Raw genomic sequence first — 23,131 nt, forward strand, 5'->3', positions numbered from 1 at the left:
GGACGACACCCTCGGAGCGGGGCGGCCCTTCCTCGGTGTCTCGCATATCGGGATGCGCCAGTTTTATAGGCCACGCCCTCCACCTTCATTCACAGGATTAGCCATGAGTGCCTTCTACGACGCGCTGGAGACGCGCACACCCCATGAACGCGAAGCTGCACTGCTTGCCGCGCTGCCGCGCCAGATCGCACATGCACAGCAGCATTCCAGTGCGTTTGCCACTATCTTGCAAGGTGTGGATGCAGCGAGCATCACCAGCCGTGCGGCACTGGCACGCCTGCCTGTCACACGCAAGCACGAGCTGCTGGAGCGCCAGAAGGCCGAGCGCTCCCGCCATGCGTTTGGGGGCTTCAACGCCATCGGCTTTGGCAAGGCCATGCCGCGCATGTTTGCCAGCCCCGGCCCGATTTACGAGCCCGAAGGCAATCGCCCTGACTATTGGCGCATGGCGCGCGCCATCTACGCTGCCGGCTTTCGCGCGGGCGAGTTGGCGCACAACAGCTTCAGCTATCACTTCGTACCTGCGGGCTCCATGATGGAGTCGGGTGCGCAGGCGCTGGGCGCCACGGTGTTCCCGGCAGGTACAGGCCAGACCGAGCAGCAGGTGCAAGCCATGCTGGACCTCCAGCCCCATGGCTACATCGGTACGCCCAGCTTCCTCAAGATCATCCTGGAAAAGGCGCAATCCCAGGACCAGAAGATTGCATCGCTGACCAAGGCTCTCGTCTCCGGTGAAGCGTGCCCTCCATCGCTGCGCGACTGGTTTGCCAGCCAGGGCGTGGCTGCGTACCAGTGCTATGCCACGGCCGACCTGGGGCTGATTGCCTATGAAACCAGTGCCCGCGAAGGACTGGTGCTGGACGAAGGCGTGATTGTCGAAATCGTGCGCCCCGGCACTGGTGACCCGGTGCCCGAAGGCGAAGTGGGAGAGCTGGTGGTCACCACCTTGAATCCCGACTATCCACTGATCCGCTTTGGCACAGGCGACCTGTCGGCGGTGCTGCCCGGCAACTGCCCTACGGGACGCACCAATACCCGCATCAAGGGCTGGATGGGCCGCGCCGACCAGACGACCAAGGTGCGGGGCATGTTTGTGCATCCCGGCCAGGTGGCGGAGATCGTGAAACGCTTTCCCCAGGTGGAAAAAGCCCGCCTTGTAGTGACCGGTGCCATGGCAAGCGACCAGATGAGCCTGCAGGTGGAAACACGCGAATTGGGCGTTGGCCTGGCCGAGCAGATTGCAGATGCCGTACGCGAAGTCACCAAACTGCGCGCCGAAGTCGCACTGTTGCGCCCGGGTGAATTGCCCAATGACGGCAAGGTGATCGAGGACGCACGCAGCTACGACTGATCGGGCGCATGGTGCAAATGCCATCGCATTTTGCACACCGCAATCGTCGACGCGCTCTTACATATTGCAGCCTTGGCGCTGTGGTAAAAACCATGTATGCGGCTGTGGCCTCCCTATGGGAGGCGCAAGCCGCATTTTTATGTGTTGGCCGCCGGTGCGGTGCCCCTCATAGCAAAGGAGAGACAACCTATGACGACTGAACACTCCCACAACTATCCGGAAAATTTCAAGGCCCGCGTGGTGGGCAAGGTCGAGCATCGCATTGGCGATGGTCAACTGGAAACGATCCCTGAAAACCTCGATGTCGACGTGGCCACGGCCATTGCCAGCTTTGTCCTGTCCTGGGAATCCGAGGGCCAGCCGGTGATCGTTTCCCTGTCCAAGCCCGAGTTCGAATATCACGTCGACAATGGCAATATTCTGGTGAAGTAGAAAGCACCGCAGAGGACGTAAAAATCCCGTGGAAGGCGTCCCGTTCATCACAGTGAGCGGGACGCCTTTTTCATGCCTCCGGCCAAGACGCAGGCACTACACCAACGATGTCGTGATCTGCACACCGCCTTCCAACAGCTTGTGCACCGGGCAGGCATTGGCGATTTGCAGCAGCCGCTTGCGTTGCTCGTCATCCAACTCGCCAGCAACCCGGATCGTGCGCTCGATGGCATTGCCCGCTCCGGCCCCTGCAGGGCTGAGTTGCAGATCCACTTCAACGTGCTGCAAGGGCCACTGCTTGCGCTGCGCATACATCTGCAAGGTGATGGTCGTGCAGGCCCCCAGCGCGGACAGCAGGAGTTGAGACGGGGTAGGCGCTGTCTCCCCGCCTCCAAGGCTTGCAGGCTCATCTGCATACCAGAGATGGCCCTGGGGGTTGCCGAGTGTGACGCGGTACGGTGTATCGGTGCTATGGGCTTGTGCACTATGGGTCATGGGAAAGGTCTTCCAGGTGAATCCGTTTGCAATGAATGGCCGCTCATGCACGGCAAACCATTTGTAGCCGAAAACGAAGACCTCAGGGAGATACCAGAAAAACACGCCGGTGCTCTGCAACCTTTGGCCTTTGCAGCGCAGCGGTCCGCCCCATCAGATCCGCAGAAAGGCCAAGCCACACGGCACAGGCAGCGCTGCACCCTACACTACTTCGAAGATTCACGCCGCGATCAGCACCAGAGGCGCGGAGCGCCATGCATTGCATGGTTCCACAACGCCCAGCCGCTCATGCCCACCAAGGCAATACCGGCCAGGCGGGCGCCAAGCTCCTGTCGCCAGGCGTTCAAGCCGCCCTGCATGCGGCGCAACAGCCAGGGAGCGGCCAGCAGCCACAGGGTGCTGCCCAGGCCAAACAGCACCATCGCCAAAGCACCGTCGAGCACGCGGCCCGTGAGTGCTGCAATGGCAGCAGCTGAATAAAGTAATCCACAGGGCAGGCCTGCCCATGCCAGGCCCGCCAAACCCAAGCGGCTCGGTGATTGCAACCACCGCTGTATGCGTGCGCCGAGCGGATGGAGCCTGCGTACTACCCAGTCCGGCGGGCGGGCGCCCCACAATAGCAGGCCAAACCCTGCAAAAAGCACAACGAGCTGAAACAGCGCCCACAGCGGGCGCAATGCCTGTGACCACGCCACGAACTGCGCGAGCCCGCCAACCGCGCCTCCAGCCAGCGCGCCCAGGGCAGCGTAGCTCATCAGGCGACCTCCGTGCAGGACCAGAAGCCGTGGAAGGGATGGCCCGGCAAGCTGTGCAGCCCCCTCATGCACCAGAAGTCTGGAGGTCACTGAGTCTGCGTCCTGCCTGGGCAATGTGTTCGCACACGCCAGTCGCGCACATGGCGCGCCGCACATGGCAACGCAGTGGAAGCCACCGGTCAGCCCCAACGCTAGGCAGGTTGTCATTACGCCAATCAGCATCGATCGTCTGCATTGGCATCTGGCTGGCCTGCGCCGGGGTCAACCGTGCCATGTTGGTTCACCTCGGAGGACGACAGCGATAGCAGCATGGTGAGTGCGGTAGCCACCCCCATCAGCCCCCAGAACACCAGAAAGGCAATGCTATAGATGCCCATGCGGGAGAGCGGAAGCGGCGCTCCAGCCCATTTCAGGTCTTCCGGATCGACCAAGGCAAACACCAGCATTTCCTGTATGCCAGCCAGCAGAAACGCCGGCCATGCGATCCACATCCAGCGCAGAGGCCAGCTTCTGGCCGATTTGCCTTCAGTCATGGCGCTTTTCGCTGGTTGGAGCGGCGTTTGTAGGTGGTGCAGGGCTCACCGCATGATTGCGGCCTTGTATTGCAGGCGCCAGCGATTTTTCAGAATGCTGCATCAGTTGCTGGTTGATGCGCAGGCCATTTTGGTAATAGTTGGAGTCGATGACAGGATCCTGCCCGTGCACTGCAATCCAGCCGGTAACCACGCCCGCAGCCACCACGCTGGCCGGACCGGCAATGAGCAGCCAGACGTGCCCGAACCGCCACCAGGGGGCGCAGGGTACCTGCTCGGACGGGTGCAGCGTGGATTTGGCAGTCATGGCAAGGCTCCTGTGTGTGGTCTAGAAGTGAAGAAAACGGCACTCATCGCGGCACCAGAAACACCGACTTTTCGCTCACGGACTCAGATGCAGCGCCGTCCTCGGCCCGCACCTCGAATTGAAAAGCATGTGATCCCGCAGGCAAGCTGTCATAAGGAATTTGCAATCGCACCGCAACCCAGCGCGCCTGTGCCGGTGCCACTTGCGTGGTGGATTCAGAAACCACCTCCAGCCCTGTCAATCCACTGGCGCTGATACGGTAGGTACGGGTTGCCTCGGTAGCATTCATGATCTGCAAGCGGTAAACGTTTTCCAGCTTGCCGCCCGGGGCCAGACGCGCCAGCGCAGCACGGTCACGCACCACGTCCACCTTGAGCGGGGTGCGCAGGTACAGGCTGGACACCATGGCTACCGTCAATGCGGCCAGAATGCCCGCATAAATCAGAACGCGCGGACGCAGTACGCGGCGCAGCATCTGCGCTTTGCTCCAGCCACCGGCCATGGCATTCTGGGTGGCAAAGCGGATCAGTCCACGCGAATAGCCCACCTTGTCCATGACGTTATTGCAGGCGTCCACGCACAGGCCGCATCCAATGCACTCGTACTGCAGGCCATTTCGGATGTCGATGCCTGTGGGACACACCTGCACGCACAGCTTGCAATCGATACAGTCTCCCAGGCCCTGGCCACGGTGGTCCACTTTCTTCGAACGCGGGCCGCGCGGCTCGCCGCGCATGCCGTCATAGCTGACGATGAGTGTGTCCTTGTCGAACATGGCGCTCTGAAAACGGGCATAGGGACACATGTACTTGCAGACCTGTTCTCGCATATAGCCAGCATTGCCGTAGGTGGCAAAGCCATAGAACAATACCCAGAAAATCTGCCAGGAGCCCTGCAGTGCTGCCAGTTCAACCGCCAATGCCCGGATGGGCACGAAGTACCCGACAAAAGTAAAGCCGGTCCACGCTGCAACGGCAAGCCACAACAGCTGCTTGAGTGTTTTCTTGCCCAGCTTCTCGAAAGTCCAGCGGCCCTGGTCCAAGCGCAGGCGCGCACTGCGGTCGCCCTCAACCTTCTTCTCGATCCAGAGGAACAGCTCGGTGTAGACGGTCTGCGGGCAGGTAAATCCACACCACATGCGCCCTGCTACTGCCGTAAACAGGAAAAGCGATAGTGCGCTGATGACCAGCAATGCCGTCAGGTAGATGAAATCCTGTGGGTACAGGACCAGGCCAAACAGATAGAAACGCCGCGCCCCCAGATCAAACAGCACCATGGGCCGGTCACCCCAGGCCAGCCAGGGCAAGCCGTAGAACACCAGTTGCGTGAGCCACACCATGGCCCAGCGCCAGCGTGAGAGCGCGCCAGTGATAGAGCGTGGGTATATTTTCTGCTGCGCGGCATACAGTGCGTCCACTGTTTCTGCGGGTGCAGGAACGATAGGAATGGCGCCGTATGCATCCGTGCGCGTTTTAGGAGAAGGCGGCGGCGAATTCATACAAACTGCAGGCTCAGTGGCGGTATCACCACCAGAGCCCTCTGACGAGAGAAGGGCCGCAGATGGCTTGGCCCAGGCCACCATCGGCACAACCGCGAGATGGCGTTGAACATTACGGAAACGAGTGGGTGCTTTACTTGGTGGCGACTCCCTGGTTCGACAAGCTCCATACATAAGCCGTCAGCACCTTGATCTGCTGCTCGGTCAACTTGCCTTCTTGTGCAGGCATCTGGTTGGTACGTCCGTTGTTGACGATGGATACGATGGCCTGCTCTCCCCAGCCATGCAACCATATCTGATCCGTCAGGTTGGGGGCGCCGACAGCCTGGTTGCCTTTTCCATCCACACCATGGCAAGCAGCACAGGCTGTGAACTTGGACTTGCCAAGGCTGGCCCGCAAGGAATCGTGCGGGCTGTTGGACAAGCTCATCACATAGTGCGCCAGATTGCGCACATCGTCGGCCGATCCCACGGCAGCCGCCATCGGAGGCATGCTGCCATTGCGGCCTTTGTGGATGGTCTCCGAAATCTGCTCCGGTGCGCCGCCATAGAGCCAGTCGCTGTCCGCCAGGTTGGGGAAGCCTTTGCTGCCGCGCGCATCCGAGCCATGGCATTGGGCACAGTTGTTCATGAACAGGCGCTCACCAATACCCAGGGCCGCCCCGTCCTGGGCCAGTGCCTGCGTACTCATGCCGTCAAACCGCGCATAAACCGGCGCCAGTTCCTTGCTCGCCTGCCGCACCTCATTCTGGTAACTCTGGGCCGAACTCCATTTCTTTTCTCCGGCGTAGCTGCCCAGGCCCGGATAGAGCACCAAATATGCAAGTGCGAACACAATAGTGATGACGAACAGCCCCATCCACCACAGCGGCATGGGATTGTTGGCTTCAGTCAAATCTTCATCCCACACATGCCCGGTTGTGCTGTCCTCGCCTTTGGACACCACCTTCTTTCGGGCTGTCAGAAAAAGCAGAAGCAGGCACGCAAAAATACTGAGTAGCGTGATGGCCGCTACATACCCTGACCAGAAATTGCTCGTGAAATCGCTCATTTTTGTCCCCGCTCAACTTGTGATGGCAGGGCCTCATCATCGAAAGGCAGCATGGCGTCTTCGTCGAAGCGGAGGCGGTTGCTTCTGCTGTATGCCCAGCGTGCAATGCCGACAAAGCAGGCAAACGAGGCCAGGGTAAAGAAGATTCGTAAGTCGTTGATGTCCATTGGAAGCTCCATTACTTCAGTGCTCGGCCCATCACCTGCAGATAGGCCACCAGCGCGTCCATCTCGGTCTTGCCTTTGAGCTCATTGGAAGCCACAGTGATCTCGTCGTCGGTGTAAGGAACTCCGACCTTGCGTAATGCGCGCATGCGAGGCGCTGCATCGGATGGATCAACGGCTGTTGTTTGCAACCAGGGATATGCCGGCATATTGGATTCAGGCACCACATCGCGCGGATTGTTCAGATGCACGCGATGCCATTCGTCGCTGTATTTGCCACCCACACGGTGCAGATCGGGACCCGTACGCTTGGAGCCCCACTGGAACGGATGGTCGTAGACGAACTCCCCCGCCACCGAGTAGTGGCCGTAGCGCAGCGTTTCAGCCCGGAACGGACGAATCATCTGCGAGTGGCAGTTGTAGCAACCCTCGCGCAGATAGATATCGCGGCCGATCAATTGGGTGGCGGTATAGGGCTTGAGACCGGCGATCGGCTCGGTCGTGGACTTCTGGAAGAACAGCGGAACGATCTCGACCAGGCCTCCAACGGCAACGACCAAGACGATCAAGACGATCATCAGGAAGTTGTTGGTTTCGATACGCTCGTGGCTGAAGCTCTTGCTTGTGGTTTGCTCATTGCTCATGGTGTCGTACCTTGATCAGGCGTGCGCCGGTTGCGGTGCAGGAATGGCGACCCGGATGGAACGCCCGGAGATCACCGTCATCCATACATTCCAGAGCATCAGCAGCATGCCGCTCAGGTACAGGAGGCCTCCCAGCGCACGGATGACATAGAAGGGGTAGGTGGCCTTGACGCTTTCAACGAAGGTATAGGCCAACGTGCCATCGGCATTGACTTCGCGCCACATGATGCCCTGCATCACGCCTGCGATCCACATGGCGGCGATGTAGAGCACGATGCCTACGGTGCTCAGCCAGAAATGCAGTTCAATGGCACGGATGGAGTACATCTTCTCGCGACCGAACAGACGCGGAATCAAGGCATACAGCGAGCCCATGGTGATCAGACCCACCCAGCCCAGCGCGCCGGCATGCACATGGCCCACCGTCCAGTCGGTGTAGTGGCTGAGGGCGTTGACCGTCTTGATGGACATCAGCGGCCCTTCAAAGGTGGCCATGCCATAAAAGGACAGCGAAACAATCAGGAAGCGCAGGATCGGGTCGTCGCGCAGCTTGTGCCAGGCCCCCGACAGGGTCATGATGCCGTTGATCATGCCGCCCCAACTGGGCGCCAGCAGAATCAGCGAGAACACCATGCCAACCGATTGCGCCCAGTCAGGCAGAGCGGTGTAGTGCAGGTGGTGCGGACCGGCCCACATGTAGGTAAAGATCAGGGCCCAGAAGTGCACGATGGACAAGCGGTAGCTGTACACCGGACGGCCTGCCTGCTTGGGAATGAAGTAGTACATCATTCCCAGAAATGCTGCGGTGAGGTAGAAGCCCACGGCATTGTGGCCGTACCACCACTGCACCATGGCGTCCTGTACACCCGCATAAGCCGAGTAGCTCTTCATCCAACCGGAAGGAATGGCTGCACTGTTCACGATATGCAGCAATGCAACGGCAATGATGAAGGCCCCGAAGAACCAGTTGGCCACATAGATGTGGCGCACCTTGCGGATGCCCACCGTTCCGAAGAACACGATCGCGTACGCCACCCAGACGAGGGTGATGAGCACATCGATGGGCCACTCCAGTTCGGCGTATTCCTTGCCCTGCGTGTATCCCAGTGGCAGGCTGATGGCAGCAGCCAGTATGACGGCTTGCCAGCCCCAGAAGGTGAAGCTGGCCAGCCTGGGGCAGAACAGCCGGGTATGCCCGGTACGCTGCACGATGTAGTAGCTGGTGGCAAACAACGCGCAGCCGCCAAAGGCGAAGATCACGGCGTTGGTGTGCAACGGACGCAGGCGCCCATAACTCAGCCACGGAATACCGGCACCGATCTCTGGCCAGGCCAGTTGTGCGGCAATGAACAGCCCTACAGCCATGCCAACAACACCCCAGACCACCGCCATGAAGGCGAATTGGCGCACTACGGTGTCGTCGTAATGGGTGGTGCTGGCTTGTGAAGAAGTCGCAACCATTTTGTCCCTCGTTGACAGGTCGGAAGCTCGGCTTGCCATGGCATCCATGGCCAAGAGGTCTGCCTGTTCGGCACAACAACGGATGAAATCCGGCTTTCCTGACCGATAGTGTTCGCCTTCGTTGCCTCAAGCCCTTTGACTTGCCTCAAGAGTCATGCAGGATGCGTTCAGCTTCCGGCTCCACGCTCTCGAACTGACCACTGTGTACGGCCCACCACAACGCGGCCACAACCAGCAACACCAGCAGCACTGACAGAGGGATGATCAGAAAGAGGATGTCCATTCAATGTCTCCAGGCCGCTCAGGTGCGGCCCATTGCCTGCGTTTCGGGGGTTGCCGCCGTGCCTGAGACGGCGCCTGCCCGTGGCACGCCGGTCGCTGGCCAGCGCAGCAGCCGGGCCGCATTCAATACCACGGCCAGCGAGCTGAGCGCCATGCCCAGCCCTGCCAGCCATGCAGGCATGTGGCCCAGCATGGCCAGCGGCACACAAAGCGCGTTGTAGGCAGCTGCCCATAGCAGGTTCTGGCGGATCACGCGCAGCGTAGCGCGCGCGTGCAGCATGCAGCACGCCACCACACGCAAGTCGCCACCAGGAATCACGATGTCGGATTGCGCCTGCGCCAATGGCAGCGCGTCTCCCATGGCGAACGACACCTGCGCGGCAGCCAGCACCGGCCCATCGTTCAAACCGTCCCCCACCATGGCGATGCGGTGCCCCTTCGATTGCCGGGCCTGGAGCCAGTCCAGCTTTCCTGCAGGCGAGCATTGGCCGTGGGCCACTTCGATGTCCAACTGGTGCGCCAGCGCCTGCACCGCCTCTTCACGATCGCCCGACAGCAGGCAGATATGCAGCCCGGCCTGGCGCAGCGCCTGCAATGCCTGGAAAGCTTCTGGCCTCGGTGATTCGGTCAGGCTGAAGGCGGCCAAAGGCTGCCAAGGCCCCTGGTGGCAGCCGCGCCAGGCCAGAACCAGCCGAGCGCCGGGCGCCTCGTCTTGCGGCAATTCGGTGAATGCAGCCGATCCCAGACGCAGCTCGAACGATTGCCCTGTCGGTGGCATCGCAGCATGGATGGGAAAATTACCCAGCTGGACGACACGTGCCTGCAGGCCGTGGCCCGCAACTTCATGCACCTCGTCCATTCGCCAGCCAGACGCTTCACCCGTATCTGGCTGCACCAGCGCGCGCGCGGCGGGATGATGCGATTGACGGGCCAGCAAGGCAGCCAGCCGAGATACTTCCTTGCCCGGCAACGGGCCCAGGAGGGTGATCTGCTGCAGGCTCAACCGGCCATCGGTGAGCGTGCCGGTCTTGTCGAACACCACGGTATCGACATGGTTCAATTGCTCCAGCGCCTGCAGGCGCCGCACAAGCGCACCGTGGCGCGCCGCCGCACCAGCCGCGCACAGCAATGAGGCAGGCGCAGCCAGCGACAGCGCACACGGGCAGGTGACGATGAGTACCGCCACGGCCACCATCAGCGCCTGCGCAGGGCCCTGTGGCCACCACAACACGGCCGCCAGCACAGCACACAGCAGTACACCCCACAAAAAAGGCCGCGCCACCCGGTCGGCCAATTGCACCATCGCCGGCTTCTGCGTGGCCGCCTGGCGCATCAGGGCCACCATGCCTGCGTATACGGTCTGCTCGCCGAGCCGCACCACTTCGATATCCAGTGGCGCAACCAGGTTGGCGCTGCCGCTCACCACGCTGTCGCCGATTGTCTTGGGCCGAGGCGTGGCCTCGCCGGTGAGCAGCGATTCGTCCGCCTGCGAGTAGCCCCTGCGCACCACGCCATCGGCTGCAAAGATATCGCCGGGCAGCACATGAATCGTGTCTCCCACGCGCAGATCGCTCAGCGCCACGGGCTGCAGCCCACCGTTTTGCTCGACACGCTGGACCGATTGCGGCAGGCGATTCAATGCCGCGTCCAACAAACCCGCGTTGCGGTGGCGCAGACGCTGCTCCAGCAGGCGGCCGGAGAGCAGAAAGAACACGAACATCGTGAACGAGTCGAAGTACACCTCGCTCCCGAAAGGGCCACCCGGGTCCAGCGTGCCCAGCGTGCTGACGCCGAAGGCGATGCCCATGCCCAGGGCCACTGGCAGGTCCATGCCGACCTGATGCCTGCGCAAATCACGCCAGGCTCCCTTGAAAAAGGGCTGACAGGTGAACAACAGCACCGGCAGCGAAATCACCCATGAGGCCCAGCGCAGCAGCGATTCCATGTCTGCGCTCAGGTCCCCGGGTTGCGCCACGTACACCGGCCACGCGTACATCATGACCTGCATCATGCAGAACGCCGCCACCAGCCAGCGCCACAGCAACTGGCGGGCTTCTTGCCTGCGCAGCTCCCGTACCGAGGCATCCATGGCCGGCTGCACGCGGTAGCCCGCCGCCTCGATGGCGGCCATCCAGTGCGAGGGGCGTGTCTGTCCCGCCAACCACACTACCCGCGCGCGCTCGGCAGACGTGCTGACTTCCACCTGCTCCACGCCTGGCACGGTGCGCAGTGCGTCCTCGATGGTCAATGCACAGGCAGCGCAATACATACCGCCGATCACGATGTGTGATTCCCACCGACCGGCAATGTCGTCCAGGCAGCGACCAAAGCGCGGCCATTCCCGGGCATCGTCCAGCAGCAGCGTTCCCAAAACGGGACCGCTCCCCGCTTCGTGAGAGGCGGGATGGGAATCGTCTACGGGCCGTGCATGACTGTCCTGCATGGCAAGAGCTTAGTCAGCTCGCCATACCTGCATCTTGATGCGCATCAAGCGTTGCCGACTGCGCCCGGACATCCAATGCTTTGCGGCAGATGCAACCGATCTGCTTCTTGCAGGCTGGTGGATGGCGTTACCCTCGTCCGCTGCTTTGCATCTCACAAAGCCGGATGCAAAAAAGCCAACATGCGTTGCATGTTGGCTTTCTGATTGCTATCGCTGTCGCCATAGCTGTTACCGTTGCCTTTGCTGCCAGCACCTGTCGCATCAGCGCAGGTGCTGGAGCAGGCAGGTGACTGCCAAGGATTACTTGGCCACTACTCGCACCATTTCGAGGCACTTGTTGGAGTAGCCCCATTCGTTGTCGTACCAGGAGACGACCTTCACAAAGGTCTTATCCAGGGCAATGCCGGCTTCGGCGTCGAACACGGAGGTGCAGGTTTCACCACGGAAGTCGGTGGCCACCACCTTGTCTTCGGTGTAGCCCAGCACGCCCTTGAGCGCGCCTTGCGATTGCGCCTTCATCTCGGCGCAGATTTCTTCGTAGGTGGCTTCGCTGTTCAGCTCCACGGTCAGGTCCACCACAGAGACGTCAGACGTAGGCACGCGGAAGGACATGCCGGTCAGCTTCTTGTTCAGCTCGGGAATCACCACGCCCACTGCCTTGGCAGCGCCAGTGCTCGAAGGAATGATGTTTTCCAGAATGCCACGGCCACCGCGCCAATCCTTGTTCGAAGGGCCGTCCACGGTTTTTTGCGTAGCGGTGGCGGCGTGTACGGTGGTCATCAGGCCGCGCTTGATGCCCCACTTGTCGTTCAGCACCTTGGCCACGGGAGCCAGGCAGTTGGTGGTGCACGATGCGTTGGAGATGATGGCCTCGCCCTTGTAGCTCTTGTCGTTCACGCCGTATACGAACATGGGGGTGTCGTCCTTGGAAGGCGCCGACATGATCACCTTCTTGGCGCCCGCGTCGATGTGCTTCTGCGCGGTTTCCTTGGTGAGGAAGAGGCCCGTGGATTCGATCACCACGTCCGCGCCCACTTCGTTCCACTTCAGAGCGGCAGGATCGCGCTCTTGCGTGAGGCGGATCTTCTTGCCGTTGACGATCAGGGTGTTGCCTTCCACAGAAACTTCACCGTCGAAGCGGCCATGCACGCTGTCGTACTTCAGCATGTAGGCCAGGTAGTCAGGCTCCAGCAGGTCGTTGATGGCAACGATTTCGATGTCAGAAAAATTCTGCACTGCCGAGCGCAGCACATTGCGGCCGATACGGCCAAAACCGTTGATACCTACCTTGATTGCCATGGTTTTCTCCAAGTAAATGAAATTCTGGATGCCCATCCGGCTGCAGCAATGGCAATGTGGCGATCGATTCGCCACTGGGTGCCGCTTTTGAGGCCCGGCGGAGCGACAAGCGCATACGCCCCGGCACAGCAGAGCCACCGAGGCGCTTCAATCATGCCGCGTATTGTAGAGGCGCCCTGTATCGTGGCGCTTTTATGGGCCATTGGCCTGGTGCCTGCCTGTGACGGCTGCGCGACAGCAGCGGCACAGCCTGCAACCCGATAGGCATGAAAAAGGCCCCGCAACGGGGCCTTGGGATCGTCTTGCTCTGCAGACCGGGAGCTCAGGCTGCCACTGCCTCGGCCGCCTGTATGCGTCGGCGGCGCCACCGCATGCCCAGGCCGCCCAGAATGGCCAGCAGCAGGCCTGCCCCCATCATCAACGGGGCTTCCGCGCTGCTGCGGTCGGCGTCTTCCTGCATGTACTTGGCCATCTGCGCATAAGGCAGGATTTCCTTGCCATCGCCCTTGACGGCGTATGCGTCGTTGTTCGAGCTGGTGGCGTCGTACGAGACCTGAATGGTGTCGGCGTTCGCCATGTCCTGCACCTTGGATTCCGGCACCAGGGTTGGCAGGCGCACGGTCAGCTTGTCTCCGGACTGGGGCTGCACATCCACTTCATAGTAGTAGGAGTGGCTCTCGCCGCCGCGGCGACGCTTTTTCGTGACCGTCACCTTGCGGGCGCCTGCCACCTCGCCTTGCACCACGGCCAGGGCCGATTCCTGCGGGATGCCTCCGCCGGTAGCGCTCTGGTAGAGCAGATAACCGCCAAAGCCCAGCAAGGCAAGACCGCCAAGCAGCAGATAGCGCGCGTATCCCAGGATGAAATTCATAGACTTTCTTTCTCCCCCCTTTTCGAGGGTTCACTGTTATAGGTATGGCAACTATAGCCATAACCTATAACAACCAAAAGTCTATCTATCAGTGATTAGCGTTTCTGCAACGCCACTTGCACCGTGTTGGCCACATTTTCGGCGGTGAAGCCAAAGTGCTCGAACAGCACGCCAGCCGGTGCCGATTCGCCATAGGTGTCGATGCCGACCACGGCGGCGCAGCCGTACTTCCACCAGAAGCCAGTAACACCCATTTCCACGGCCACGCGTGGCAGGCCCGCTGGCAGCACGCTGGACTTGTACTTGACATCTTCCTTGTCGAAGGTCGTGGTGCTGGGCATGGAGACTACGCGCACGGCAATCTTGCGCTCGGCCAGCAGACGCTGGGCCTTCAAGGCCAGTTGCACTTCGGAGCCGGTGGCAATGATCACGGCCTCGGCCTTTTTCTTCAGGCCAATGTCGGCGGGCTCGGAGAGCACGTAGGCGCCACGGCTGATGTTGCCGATGGCCTCGCCATTCTTGGGCGCATAAGGCAGATTCTGGCGCGACAGCAGCATGGCCGTCGGCTTGTCGCGGTTGGTCAGCGCCACGCTCCAGGCCACGGCGGTTTCGGTGGTGTCCGCTGGGCGCCATACGTCCAGGTTCGGAATCAGGCGCAGGCTGGCTGCATGCTCGATGGACTGGTGGGTTGGGCCGTCTTCGCCCAGGCCGATGGAGTCGTGCGTGAACACGTGCACCACGCGTCGCTTCATCAGCGCGGCCATGCGGATGGCATTGCGGCTGTAGTCGCTGAAGGTCAGGAAGGTGCCGCCGTAAGGAATGTAGCCGCCATGCAGCGCCACGCCGTTCATGATGGCGGCCATGCCGAATTCGCGCACGCCGTAGTTGATGTGGCGGCCGATCTGGCCATCTTCGGTCTTGACTACGTTGCCCTTGTCATCCACACGGAAGGCAGGCGTCGACTTGGTATTGGTGAGGTTGGAGCCGGTCAGGTCGGCAGAGCCGCCCAGCAGCTCGGGCATGGCAGCCGTGAAGGCTTCCAGCGCCAGCTGGCTGGCCTTGCGGCTGGCCACGGTCTCGCCCTTGGCGTGGGCACCAGCCACGGTTTCCACCGCGATCTGGGCAAAATTCTTGGGCAGGTCGCCTGCCATGCGGCGCTGGAGCGCTTCTGCCAGCTCTGGGAAGGCCTTGGCGTATTCAGCAAACTGGGCGTCCCAGGTCTTTTCGGCCTTGGTACCCAGTTCCTTGTGGTCCCAGGCAGCGTAGACGTCTGCAGGAATCTCGAACGGGCCATGGTTCCAGTCCAGCACGGAGCGGGTGAGTGCGATCTCTTCGGCGCCCAGTGGCTCGCCGTGGGCCTTGCTCGTGTCCTGGCGGTTGGGGCTGCCCTTGCCGATGCTGGTCTTGCAGATGATGAACGATGGCTTGTCTGCCACCTTCTTGGCCTTGGCGATGGCATCGCTCACGGCCTTGGCGTCGTGGCCGTCGATCGGGCCGATCACGTTCCAGCCATAAGCTTCAAAGCGCTGGGCGCTGTTGTCCACAAACCAGGGCTGCACCTTGCCGTCGATGGAGATGCCGTTGTCATCGTACAGCGCGATCAGCTTATTGAGCTTCCAGGCGCCAGCCAGGGCGCAGGCTTCGTGGCTGATACCTTCCATCAGGCAGCCATCGCCCAGGAAGACATAGGTGTGGTGGTCCACCACATCGTGGCCCGGGCGGTTGAATTCGGCAGCCAGCAGCTTTTCTGCCAACGCAAAGCCCACGGCATTGGTGATGCCCTGGCCCAGCGGGCCGGTGGTGGTTTCCACGCCAGGGGTGATGTCCACTTCAGGGTGGCCCGGGGTCTTGCTGTGCAGCTGGCGGAAGTTCTTGAGTTCTTCGATCGGCAGGTCGTAGCCGCTCAGGTGCAGCAGCGCGTAGATCAGCATGGAGGCGTGGCCGTTCGAGAGGACGAAACGGTCGCGGTTGATCCACTGCGGGTTGACGGGGTTGTGCTTGAGGTGCTTGCTCCACAGCGCCACAGCCATGTCTGCCATGCCCATGGGGGCACCGGGGTGGCCGGAATTGGCTTGTTGAACGGCATCCATTGCGAGTGCGCGGATCGCATTCGCCATATTCTGAGTGTTGACCATGGGTATGGGAGAAGTTGAAAGCAACAAACCCGGCATTTTACTGGCGTGCCCGCAAAGGCGCTGTGCCATTCGCACTTTGCCGTACGGAGATAGTGGGCCTCCGCCTACGCGGCAGGTGGCGCATCGCACCCACACTACATCTTTCACGGGCCGCAACAATGTATAAAAACCAGGCTTTTCAGCGTGCAATGCGCGTCTGTCACCTATCCAATGACTCGAAAGGACTCACCATGCAACACCGCATCCGTACCGCCGCCGTCGCTCTGGCTCTGGGCCTGTCATCTCTGGCAGCATCTGCCAGCACGGCGGACAAGCTGGCTGCCGCCCAGGCCGCTGCCATTGATCTGTCGCAAGCCATCGACACCGCGCAGACCCAGCACGGACTGAAGGTGGTGGAGGCCGAGATCGACATGAAGAAAAAGCAGCCGGTCTATGAGTTCAAGGGCATCAATGCGCAAAACCATGAGACCCAGCTGAAGTTCAGCGCGCTCGACGCCTCCAAGATGCTGGAAACCAAGGACGAAGGCGCCGCCAAGAAGAAGTACACCGACCGCCTGGCCACCGCCAAGATTGGCATCAACGAAGCGATTGCCACCGCACTCAAGCACACAGCCGGCAAGGCCGTGGAAGTGGATCTGGACGACCACCTGGGCGTGCTGAGCTATGACGTGAAGATCATCGACGCCAACAGCAAGCTGGTGGAGGTGCGCGTCAATGCGGTGGACGGCACCATCAAGCAGTAAGCCGCACCACTGCATACCCCTCAACCCTGCCCTGCCAGCGGCAGAGCACCTCAAAAGGCCAGCCACGCGCTGGCCTTTGTGTTTCAAGCACCCTGGCTGCGGTACGGCTGCACCATGTACACCGCATCCTCGCCATAGCCGCGCACGGCCGCTGCGTCGGCATCGGACAGGCCCGCATGCAGCGCATAGCCTTTGCGGCGCCAGTAATCCTGGGAGCCCTGCACCGATACCAGCGCCGAGTGACTGGGAGACCAGCTGCGCGCACCGTGCCAGAGCGCATCCAGCAGCGCCGATGCCAGCCCCTGGCCTGCGCAATCGGGACTCACGGCCATGTCGTGCAGATACAGGGTGTCGGGATCGTCATAGCCTTCAAACGCACCGTGTATGGGCGTGACCCGCCCCAGGGCAGAGCGGTAAGCCGCCAGGTAGGCCAGCACGGTATCGCCCTGCACGGCGACCAGCGAGCAGTGCATGGGGCTGGCGATACGGCTGCGATAGACCTCGGCACTCTCCATGTAGTGCCTGCCATAGCAGGCTTCCTGCACCTGCATCAAGCCATCAAGATCGGCCAGCGCCAGCGGGCGGATGATGCGGGAATCATTGGAATCGGGGGCAGAAAAGCGCATGGCCTTATTGTCGGCCATGCGCTTTTCTATTGCATGCGCTACGGATTGTGGAGCGGCTGCATGCCGCGCCCATCACAAAGCAGGCAACGGCGCCTGCGAGGACGCGGGCACCGTGGTGCGCGCAGCATTCATCACCATGGACAGCAGGCTGTAGTAACCATTGATGCCGATCAAGTCCATCACACCCTTGTCGCCGAACAGCTGCTGGGCCTTTGCCCAGGTGGCGTCGCTCACCTGGCGCGCCTGGTGCAGCTCGATGCAGAAATCATGCACCACGGCTTCGTCTTCGGGCATGGCAGAGGGCCGCTTGCCAGCGGCAACCGCATCAATGGTGGCCTGCGCCACGCCTTCGCGCAGTGCAATCGGCGCATGGATCGCCCATTCCACCTGCTGCGTCCACTGGCGCGCAGTCACCAGAATGGCCAGCTCGGTCAGGCGCACGCCGATGGCGCTGCGGTAGCGCAGGTATTCGCCCAGGCGCTGCGTATGGTCCATCAGCTCGGGGCTGCGCAGCAGGGGAACAAAGGGCGAGATCAGCGCGCCTCGGGGGCCGTCGATGATGGGTTGCGCATAGCGGCGCTGTTCTTCGCTCCATGCCTCTTGCGGCAAGGGCGGCATGCGGTCATTGGCAGATGTCATAGCGGGGGTCTTTTCCTGTCCATTCATGCAGCCGCTGTGGCGCCATTCCGGGCCAGCACGGTATCGATGGCGTCGCCCAGACGCTCCACCACCTGGTCCAGTTCAGATTCACTGATGATGAACGGCGGCGCCAGCAGGATATGGTCGCCATTCCTACCGTCGATCGTGCCGCCCATCGGGTAGCACAGCACGCCGTTTTCCATGGCCTGGGCCTTGATCTGGGCATGGAGCTTGAGTGCCGGGTCAAAAGGCGCCTTGCTGCTCTTGTCCTGCACCAGCTCCACGCCCCAGAACAGGCCCCGACCACGAATATCACCGACATGCGGGTTGCTGTCAAAGCGGGCATGCAGCTGCTTTTGCAGGTAGGCGCCCCGCGCCAGCACCTGCGGCATCAGCTGGTCGCGCTGAATCACCTTCTGCACTGCCAGCGCCGCAGCAGCGGCCATCGGGTGGCCGATATAGGTGTGGCCGTGCTGGAACAAGCCGCTGCCCTTGCGCATGGCCTCCACAATCCTGCCCTGCGCCAGTACGGCGCCAATTGGCTGGTAGCCGCCGCCCAGGCCTTTGGCAATGGTCATCAAATCGGGGCTGATGCCTTCCTGCTCCACCGCATGCAGGCTGCCGGTGCGGCCCATGCCGCACATCACCTCATCGGCGATCAGCAGAATGCCGTAGCGGTCGCACAGCGCGCGCAGGCCCGTCCAGTAGCCAGCGGGGGCCGCCACCGCACCCAGGGTAGCGCCCACCACGGGCTCGGCGACAAAGGCAATCACCTTGTCGGTGCCCAGCTCCTGGAACTTGGCGTCAATTTCCGCCAGCAGGCGCGCTGTATAGGCCTGCAGGCTTTCGTCCGCGCGGCGGTCGCGGTACTCGTAGGCAGGCGCCACACGGCCCACATCCATCAGGATGGGCGCAAACTGCTTGCGGCGCCATTCGTTGCCACCGACGGCCAGCGCACCCAGGGTGTTGCCATGGTAGCTTTGGCGGCGCGCGACAAAGTGCGTGCGCTCGGGCTGGCCGATCTCCACAAAATACTGGCGCGCCATTTTCAGCGCGGCTTCCACGGCTTCAGAGCCGCCAGAGACGAAATACACGTCCGTCATGCCCGCAGGCGCATGGGCGATCAAGTGGTCGGCCAACTCTTCCTGCACCTCCGTGGTGAAGAAACTGGTGTGCGCATAGGCCAGTTGGTCAATCTGGCGGTGCATGGCAGCCATCACATCCGGCTGGGCATGGCCCAGGCAGGAGACGGCCGCGCCGCCACTCGCATCGATGTAGGCCTTGCCTGCCTTGTCAAACAGCTGAACACCCTTGCCGCCCACAGCAACGAGCGGAACCTTGGCCAGAGAACGATGGATAACATGGCTCATGATCGAGCACTCCTTATTCCGTTTCTAAATCAAACGATTACTTTGTCGGCTGCGTTCGCCGTGCTACAGCACTGCCTTCACTTCGCCTTCGCGTACTCCCTTTGATTGAGAAACGGCATTTGCGATGCGGCGCCGGCCCTGTGCTGGCGGCCATGCCGCATAGTATAAGGAACATTTGTTATTTTTTAAATATTTTTTAGAACAAATGATCCAAAGATGCTCATGTCGCTACTGATTTAATAGTCAAAGTGTGCACCAGTATTGCGCCAGCGCCCCATTTCATACCAGAACAGCGCCTGGCTCAGGCAGCCGCCCTCTTCTGCCGCCATACCAGCCACCCCATGGCCAGCGCGGTCGCAATCAGGGGCACGATGGAGCCCAGGTTGAGCATGTTCCAGCCCTGGCTGGTGACCAGCGCGCCCGAGGCGAACGAGGTCACCGCCATGGTGGCAAACACGAAGAAGTTGATGCAGGCCTGCGCGCGGTCCTTTTCCTCGGGGCGATAGTTCTGCACCGCCAAGGTGGTGCTACCGGTGAACAGAAAATTCCAGCCCACGCCCAGCAGACTGAGCGCCAGCGTGAAATGCATCACGGTCTGGCCCGACAGCGCAATGCCCACGCAGATGGCATTGAGCACCACGCCTACAAACATGACCTGCATCACGCCAAAGCGCTTGATCAGATGCCCGGTGAAAAAGCCCGGGGCAAACATGCCGATCACATGCCACTGCAGCACGCCTGCGGCGGCGCTGAAATCAAAGCCGCACACATCCATGGCCAGCGGCGTGGCGGCCATCAGCAGGTTCATGATGCCGTAGCTGGCCGCAGCTGCCAGCGTGGCCACGGCAAAGCCCGGCTGCCGAAGCAGCTCGCCCACCGTGCGCTGCGGCACGCTGCCAGGCCCCGCGCCCGCTGTCTGTGGTGCAAAACGCACCAGACGCATCAGCCCCATCGACACGACCGCCACCACCATCAAGGCCAGATAAGCGCCCAGAAACGGCGTGGCAAACATGGTGCGCGTGGCGCTGGCCAGGCCCGGGCCCAGCACCGCACCGATCAGCCCGCCCGCCAGCACCAGCGAGATGGCCTTGTCGCGCTGGGCAGGCGCCACCAGTTCGGCCGCCGCAAAGCGGTAGAGCTGTCCATTGGCACTGTAGTAGCCCGCCACCAGGGTGGACAGGCACAGCAGCACAAAATGCTGCCAGTAGGCCGCCAGCGCGCACAGCGCAGCCGACCCCAGCGCCACCAGCAGGCCCAGCTGGAACGAGCCCTGCCGCCCCAGCCGCGCCTGGCTCCTGGCCACCAGCGGCGTGGAAAGCGCGCCGCCCACCACATAGCCCATCACCGGCAAGGTCGCCATCCAGGGTGCAGGCGCCAGGTGCAGGCCGACGAGGCCATTGATGGCAATGAACACCACGTTGTTGGTGAGAAACAGGCCCTGGCACAGGGCCAGCCATGCGATGGAGCGGTTCATTACGGTTTGTGATGTGTGTTGTGTTCAGAACGTGTTTACGTTCTTAAGTCCAGCATGCAGGCGCTCATGGCGCTGCGCAGTCACCTGCGGCTCCATCGAACACCTTGCCCGGGTTCATCAGCCCCAAGGGGTCGAGTGCAGATTTGATAGCGCGCATTGCAGCCAGTTCCTGCGCTGTGCGGCTGAAAGGCAGATAAGGCTTCTTGTGCAGGCCGATGCCGTGTTCTGCAGACACGCTGCCCTGGAACTGTTGCACCAGGCCGTAGAGCACGGCCTCCAGCGCCTCGTCCTCGCCGCCAATGGTCTTGCCATCGGTCGTCACATGCAGGTTGCCGTCGCCCACATGGCCGAAGAACAGGCTGTGGTGGCCGGGCCAGCGGACGTCGAACGCGGCGCGGCAGGCGGCGGCAAAGCGGCCGATATCGACCTGCGGCAGGCTCACATCGAAATTGACGGGCGGGTGCATGTGCTGGGTCATCTCGGCCGGGGCTTCGCGCAGCTTCCACAGGCTTTTGGCCTGCTCGCCCGATTGGGCAATCACGGCATCCACCACCTCGCCCGCCTCCATGGCTTCGCCCAGGGCGGCTTCCACCGCATCCTGCAGGCTGGCTTCGTCCTTGCCGTCCACATCGATCAGCGCCAGGAGCGGGTGCTGCTCGGCAAAAGCGGGCTGGAGCTTTTGCCACTGCATCGAGGTCTGCACGAAATCGTTCCACATCAGCTCGAACGCCGCCACACTGTTGCCAAAGCGCGACTGCATGCGCGCCAGCACTGCCAGGGCCTCGTCAAACCCCGGCATGGCAACCAGGCAGGTGGCCTTGGCCTGCGGCGCGGGGCGCAGGCGCAGCAGCACGCGGGTGATCACCCCCAGGGTGCCTTCCGCGCCGATGAAGAATTGCTTCAAGTCATAGCCGGTGTTGTTCTTGAGCATGGGGCGCAGCATCGGCAGCACGGTACCGTCGGCCAACACCACTTCCAGGCCCAGTACCTGTTCGCGCATCATGCCGTTTTGCAGCACGCCGTTGCCGCCCGCATTGGTCGATACATTGCCGCCAATCTGGCAGCTGCCGCGCGCGCCCAGGTCCACGCCGAACACGCGGCCAGCCGCCACGGCAGCCTCCTGCACGGCCTGCAGGGTCACCCCCGCCTGCACGGTCATCAGACCGGTGCGCGCATCCACGTCTTCGATGGCGTTCATGCGCTCCATCGACACCGCCACGCAGCCGGGCACCGGCACTGCGGCGCCTGCCAGCCCCGTCAATCCGCCCTGCGGCACCACGGGCACGCGGTGGGCATGGCAGATGCGCAGCAAGGCGCTCACTTCGTCCGTGCTGCGCGGGCGCACCAGAGCGAGCGGCTGCACGGGGGCGGTGCCGCTCCAGTCGGTCCAGTATTTTTCAGGAATGGAATCCGCGCCGCTGCGCGCAAAGCCTTGTGCGCCCAGGGCTTGTTCCAACTCGGTCCAGAAGGCAGCGCCAGGGGCAGTCGCTGCGGTGGTGGGGCTCGGGGTAGTCATAGCCTTCTATTGTGGTGTGCCTGGCGCCACTGTGGCGCAGGCGGCGGCGCTCAGCTGTCATGCCGGTACAGCGGCGCACTATCAAAAAAATAGCATCTAGTGCCCATGGGGTGAACACCAGATGCGGTTTTTGCCACCAATAATGGTCAGCGTCCCTGGTTTTGCACAAACTGCAGCAGCACTTCCACCATGCGGCGCACATGCGGCTGGATCTTGGCCGCCACCTCGGGCAGGTAGTCGAAGGGCATGGTTTCCTGCATGTAGGCGCACTGCGTCATCTCCAGCTGGATGGCATGCACGTTCTGCGCAGGCTGACCATAGTGGCGGGTGATGTAGCCGCCGGTGTAACGGCCATTGAGCACGGAGGTAAAGCCGTCAGCCGCGCTCTTTTGCGCCTCTGCCAGCAATTGCTCGCCCAGGCCAGGGGCGCAGCTGGCACCCTTGTTGGTGCCCAGGTTCAGGTCGGGCAGCTTGCCTTCGAAAAAGCGCGGCAATACCGAGCGGATCGAGTGTGCATCCCACAGGCCGGCCGCGCCATGCTGCGCCTTGATGCGCGCCAACTCACCCGCCAATTGGTCGTGGTAGGGCTGCCAGACGGCATCACGGCGCTGGGCGATCTCGGCGTCGTCGGGCTCCAGGTCCTTGCTGCGGTAGATCGGCGTGTCGGCAAAGGTGTCGGTCGGGCACAGGCCCGTCACGCTCTGGCCGGGGTACAGGCTTGCGCCATCGGGCGGACGGTTCATGTCGACCACGAAGCGCGAATGCGTCGCCACCAGGGTGGAGGCGCCGATCTCCTCGGCAAAGGCGTACAGGATGGGCAGGTGCCAGTCGGTGTCGTGCACCTCGCGCGCATCGGGCATGAAGCGCTCGGCCAGCGCAGGTGGCACGTAGGTGCCGACGTGCGGGAAGGAGATCAGGACAGGCGCGGTTCCCTGACGGAATTCAAACGCCGGACGATCGGTTTCGAAATGCATATGTGGCTCCTTCTTTCTTTCCGTGCCTTGGCTGTTCATCAAAAAATGAGCTGTTGGCGCTTATCTGT

Annotated in this window: 23 protein-coding genes; 3 read left to right on the forward strand and 20 right to left on the reverse strand. The window is 62.0% G+C overall.

Annotation, left to right across the window (positions count from 1 at the left end):
- The first annotated feature begins 103 nt into the window (after positions 1 to 103).
- Together ABIE32_RS01350 and ABIE32_RS01355 are read left to right on the forward strand one after the other, a co-directional pair.
- Positions 104 to 1,351, forward strand: coding sequence for a phenylacetate--CoA ligase family protein (locus ABIE32_RS01350; RefSeq protein ID WP_429013107.1), 1,248 nt, complete (start codon positions 104 to 106; stop codon positions 1,349 to 1,351).
- 189 nt (positions 1,352 to 1,540) lie between these two features.
- A complete protein-coding gene (locus ABIE32_RS01355) occupies positions 1,541 to 1,783 on the forward strand; it encodes a hypothetical protein (protein WP_184710161.1) in 243 nt (80 codons plus the stop codon).
- 96 nt (positions 1,784 to 1,879) lie between these two features.
- Here ABIE32_RS01355 and ABIE32_RS01360 read toward each other — a convergent pair whose 3' ends face one another.
- The 14 genes from ABIE32_RS01360 to tkt all read right to left on the reverse strand — a co-directional run bounded on the left by ABIE32_RS01360 (position 1,880) and on the right by tkt (position 15,721).
- Positions 1,880 to 2,278, reverse strand: coding sequence for an OsmC family protein (locus ABIE32_RS01360; protein WP_429013110.1), 399 nt, complete (start codon positions 2,276 to 2,278; stop codon positions 1,880 to 1,882).
- Positions 2,279 to 2,508: 230 nt separating this feature from the next.
- On the reverse strand, positions 2,509 to 3,255 hold the full coding sequence (locus ABIE32_RS01365; RefSeq protein WP_429013113.1) for a sulfite exporter TauE/SafE family protein: 747 nt from the start codon (positions 3,253 to 3,255) through the stop codon (positions 2,509 to 2,511).
- Positions 3,249 to 3,566: a hypothetical protein gene (locus ABIE32_RS01370; RefSeq protein ID WP_429013116.1), complete on the reverse strand. Its 318-nt coding sequence runs from the start codon at positions 3,564 to 3,566 to the stop codon at positions 3,249 to 3,251. The genes ABIE32_RS01365 and ABIE32_RS01370 overlap by 7 nt, the downstream gene beginning before the upstream one ends.
- A complete protein-coding gene (locus ABIE32_RS01375; RefSeq protein ID WP_429013119.1) occupies positions 3,559 to 3,873 on the reverse strand; it encodes a FixH family protein in 315 nt (104 codons plus the stop codon). Before ABIE32_RS01375 ends, ABIE32_RS01370 begins: the two co-directional genes overlap by 8 nt.
- A 43-nt stretch (positions 3,874 to 3,916) precedes the next feature.
- A complete protein-coding gene (gene ccoG, locus ABIE32_RS01380) occupies positions 3,917 to 5,371 on the reverse strand; it encodes a cytochrome c oxidase accessory protein CcoG (protein ID WP_429013122.1) in 1,455 nt (484 codons plus the stop codon).
- 133 nt (positions 5,372 to 5,504) lie between these two features.
- Positions 5,505 to 6,422 (reverse strand): cytochrome-c oxidase, cbb3-type subunit III, encoded by a 918-nt coding sequence (ccoP, locus tag ABIE32_RS01385; protein ID WP_429013125.1) that lies wholly within the window; start codon positions 6,420 to 6,422, stop codon positions 5,505 to 5,507.
- The gene (locus tag ABIE32_RS01390) at positions 6,419 to 6,589 is read right to left on the reverse strand and encodes a cbb3-type cytochrome oxidase subunit 3 (RefSeq protein ID WP_429013128.1); all 171 of its coding nucleotides are present in this window, start codon (positions 6,587 to 6,589) and stop codon (positions 6,419 to 6,421) included. Before ABIE32_RS01390 ends, ccoP begins: the two co-directional genes overlap by 4 nt.
- Before the next feature lie 11 nt (positions 6,590 to 6,600).
- Positions 6,601 to 7,230 carry a cytochrome-c oxidase, cbb3-type subunit II gene (gene ccoO / locus ABIE32_RS01395; RefSeq protein WP_429013131.1) on the reverse strand — a complete coding sequence of 210 codons (630 nt, stop codon included), beginning with the start codon at positions 7,228 to 7,230 and terminating at the stop codon, positions 6,601 to 6,603.
- A gap of 15 nt (positions 7,231 to 7,245) precedes the next feature.
- Complete coding sequence (gene ccoN, locus ABIE32_RS01400; RefSeq protein WP_224150766.1) at positions 7,246 to 8,691, reverse strand: cytochrome-c oxidase, cbb3-type subunit I; 1,446 nt, start codon at positions 8,689 to 8,691, stop codon at positions 7,246 to 7,248.
- A 145-nt stretch (positions 8,692 to 8,836) separates the two neighbouring features.
- Positions 8,837 to 8,974, reverse strand: coding sequence for a cbb3-type cytochrome oxidase assembly protein CcoS (ccoS, locus tag ABIE32_RS01405; protein WP_224150767.1), 138 nt, complete (start codon positions 8,972 to 8,974; stop codon positions 8,837 to 8,839).
- Between the two features lie 18 nt (positions 8,975 to 8,992).
- A complete protein-coding gene (locus ABIE32_RS01410) occupies positions 8,993 to 11,416 on the reverse strand; it encodes a heavy metal translocating P-type ATPase (RefSeq protein ID WP_429013135.1) in 2,424 nt (807 codons plus the stop codon).
- 300 nt (positions 11,417 to 11,716) lie between these two features.
- Complete coding sequence (gene gap / locus ABIE32_RS01415; protein WP_224150769.1) at positions 11,717 to 12,715, reverse strand: type I glyceraldehyde-3-phosphate dehydrogenase; 999 nt, start codon at positions 12,713 to 12,715, stop codon at positions 11,717 to 11,719.
- A gap of 322 nt (positions 12,716 to 13,037) precedes the next feature.
- Positions 13,038 to 13,586 carry a hypothetical protein gene (locus ABIE32_RS01420; protein WP_184710180.1) on the reverse strand — a complete coding sequence of 183 codons (549 nt, stop codon included), beginning with the start codon at positions 13,584 to 13,586 and terminating at the stop codon, positions 13,038 to 13,040.
- Positions 13,587 to 13,681: 95 nt separating this feature from the next.
- Complete coding sequence (gene tkt / locus ABIE32_RS01425; RefSeq protein ID WP_429013139.1) at positions 13,682 to 15,721, reverse strand: transketolase; 2,040 nt, start codon at positions 15,719 to 15,721, stop codon at positions 13,682 to 13,684.
- Positions 15,722 to 15,951: 230 nt separating this feature from the next.
- Here tkt and ABIE32_RS01430 point away from each other — a divergent pair, with 230 nt between their 5' ends.
- Positions 15,952 to 16,464, forward strand: a complete 513-nt coding sequence (locus tag ABIE32_RS01430; RefSeq protein ID WP_429013141.1) for a PepSY domain-containing protein — start codon at positions 15,952 to 15,954, stop codon at positions 16,462 to 16,464.
- 83 nt (positions 16,465 to 16,547) lie between these two features.
- Here the strand turns inward: ABIE32_RS01430 and ABIE32_RS01435 are convergent, their stop codons facing one another.
- The 6 genes from ABIE32_RS01435 to hutG form a co-directional block, all read right to left on the reverse strand.
- The gene (locus tag ABIE32_RS01435) at positions 16,548 to 17,108 is read right to left on the reverse strand and encodes a GNAT family N-acetyltransferase (protein WP_429013144.1); all 561 of its coding nucleotides are present in this window, start codon (positions 17,106 to 17,108) and stop codon (positions 16,548 to 16,550) included.
- Positions 17,109 to 17,162: 54 nt separating this feature from the next.
- Positions 17,163 to 17,729 carry a carboxymuconolactone decarboxylase family protein gene (locus ABIE32_RS01440; protein ID WP_184710185.1) on the reverse strand — a complete coding sequence of 189 codons (567 nt, stop codon included), beginning with the start codon at positions 17,727 to 17,729 and terminating at the stop codon, positions 17,163 to 17,165.
- A gap of 23 nt (positions 17,730 to 17,752) precedes the next feature.
- Positions 17,753 to 19,099 (reverse strand): aspartate aminotransferase family protein, encoded by a 1,347-nt coding sequence (locus ABIE32_RS01445; protein ID WP_377779665.1) that lies wholly within the window; start codon positions 19,097 to 19,099, stop codon positions 17,753 to 17,755.
- Positions 19,100 to 19,400: 301 nt separating this feature from the next.
- Positions 19,401 to 20,573 (reverse strand): MFS transporter, encoded by a 1,173-nt coding sequence (locus ABIE32_RS01450; protein ID WP_224150776.1) that lies wholly within the window; start codon positions 20,571 to 20,573, stop codon positions 19,401 to 19,403.
- A gap of 64 nt (positions 20,574 to 20,637) precedes the next feature.
- Positions 20,638 to 22,089 (reverse strand): FAD-binding oxidoreductase, encoded by a 1,452-nt coding sequence (locus ABIE32_RS01455; RefSeq protein WP_429013149.1) that lies wholly within the window; start codon positions 22,087 to 22,089, stop codon positions 20,638 to 20,640.
- A 146-nt stretch (positions 22,090 to 22,235) separates the two neighbouring features.
- On the reverse strand, positions 22,236 to 23,063 hold the full coding sequence (hutG, locus tag ABIE32_RS01460) for an N-formylglutamate deformylase (protein WP_224150779.1): 828 nt from the start codon (positions 23,061 to 23,063) through the stop codon (positions 22,236 to 22,238).
- Between the last annotated feature and the right edge of the window lie 68 nt (positions 23,064 to 23,131).

It is taken from the genome of Comamonas sp. 4034 (genome assembly GCF_050434545.1).
GTDB classification, from domain to species: domain Bacteria; phylum Pseudomonadota; class Gammaproteobacteria; order Burkholderiales; family Burkholderiaceae_C; genus Comamonas; species Comamonas odontotermitis.

What these genes read in the sequence shown, in the direction of transcription:
- ABIE32_RS01350 (WP_429013107.1), top strand. Translation starts at nt 104, where the DNA reads ATGAGTGCCTTCTACGACGCGCTGGAGACGCGCACACCCCATGAACGC.
- ABIE32_RS01355 (WP_184710161.1), top strand. Translation starts at nt 1,541, where the DNA reads ATGACGACTGAACACTCCCACAACTATCCGGAAAATTTCAAGGCCCGC.
- ABIE32_RS01360 (WP_429013110.1), bottom strand. Translation starts at nt 2,278, where the DNA reads ATGACCCATAGTGCACAAGCCCATAGCACCGATACACCGTACCGCGTC.
- ABIE32_RS01365 (WP_429013113.1), bottom strand. Translation starts at nt 3,255, where the DNA reads ATGCTGATTGGCGTAATGACAACCTGCCTAGCGTTGGGGCTGACCGGT.
- ABIE32_RS01370 (WP_429013116.1), bottom strand. Translation starts at nt 3,566, where the DNA reads ATGACTGAAGGCAAATCGGCCAGAAGCTGGCCTCTGCGCTGGATGTGG.
- ABIE32_RS01375 (WP_429013119.1), bottom strand. Translation starts at nt 3,873, where the DNA reads ATGACTGCCAAATCCACGCTGCACCCGTCCGAGCAGGTACCCTGCGCC.
- ccoG (WP_429013122.1), bottom strand. Translation starts at nt 5,371, where the DNA reads ATGAATTCGCCGCCGCCTTCTCCTAAAACGCGCACGGATGCATACGGC.
- ccoP (WP_429013125.1), bottom strand. Translation starts at nt 6,422, where the DNA reads ATGAGCGATTTCACGAGCAATTTCTGGTCAGGGTATGTAGCGGCCATC.
- ABIE32_RS01390 (WP_429013128.1), bottom strand. Translation starts at nt 6,589, where the DNA reads ATGGACATCAACGACTTACGAATCTTCTTTACCCTGGCCTCGTTTGCC.
- ccoO (WP_429013131.1), bottom strand. Translation starts at nt 7,230, where the DNA reads ATGAGCAATGAGCAAACCACAAGCAAGAGCTTCAGCCACGAGCGTATC.
- ccoN (WP_224150766.1), bottom strand. Translation starts at nt 8,691, where the DNA reads ATGGTTGCGACTTCTTCACAAGCCAGCACCACCCATTACGACGACACC.
- ccoS (WP_224150767.1), bottom strand. Translation starts at nt 8,974, where the DNA reads ATGGACATCCTCTTTCTGATCATCCCTCTGTCAGTGCTGCTGGTGTTG.
- ABIE32_RS01410 (WP_429013135.1), bottom strand. Translation starts at nt 11,416, where the DNA reads ATGCAGGACAGTCATGCACGGCCCGTAGACGATTCCCATCCCGCCTCT.
- gap (WP_224150769.1), bottom strand. Translation starts at nt 12,715, where the DNA reads ATGGCAATCAAGGTAGGTATCAACGGTTTTGGCCGTATCGGCCGCAAT.
- ABIE32_RS01420 (WP_184710180.1), bottom strand. Translation starts at nt 13,586, where the DNA reads ATGAATTTCATCCTGGGATACGCGCGCTATCTGCTGCTTGGCGGTCTT.
- tkt (WP_429013139.1), bottom strand. Translation starts at nt 15,721, where the DNA reads ATGGTCAACACTCAGAATATGGCGAATGCGATCCGCGCACTCGCAATG.
- ABIE32_RS01430 (WP_429013141.1), top strand. Translation starts at nt 15,952, where the DNA reads ATGCAACACCGCATCCGTACCGCCGCCGTCGCTCTGGCTCTGGGCCTG.
- ABIE32_RS01435 (WP_429013144.1), bottom strand. Translation starts at nt 17,108, where the DNA reads ATGGCCGACAATAAGGCCATGCGCTTTTCTGCCCCCGATTCCAATGAT.
- ABIE32_RS01440 (WP_184710185.1), bottom strand. Translation starts at nt 17,729, where the DNA reads ATGACATCTGCCAATGACCGCATGCCGCCCTTGCCGCAAGAGGCATGG.
- ABIE32_RS01445 (WP_377779665.1), bottom strand. Translation starts at nt 19,099, where the DNA reads ATGAGCCATGTTATCCATCGTTCTCTGGCCAAGGTTCCGCTCGTTGCT.
- ABIE32_RS01450 (WP_224150776.1), bottom strand. Translation starts at nt 20,573, where the DNA reads ATGAACCGCTCCATCGCATGGCTGGCCCTGTGCCAGGGCCTGTTTCTC.
- ABIE32_RS01455 (WP_429013149.1), bottom strand. Translation starts at nt 22,089, where the DNA reads ATGACTACCCCGAGCCCCACCACCGCAGCGACTGCCCCTGGCGCTGCC.
- hutG (WP_224150779.1), bottom strand. Translation starts at nt 23,063, where the DNA reads ATGCATTTCGAAACCGATCGTCCGGCGTTTGAATTCCGTCAGGGAACC.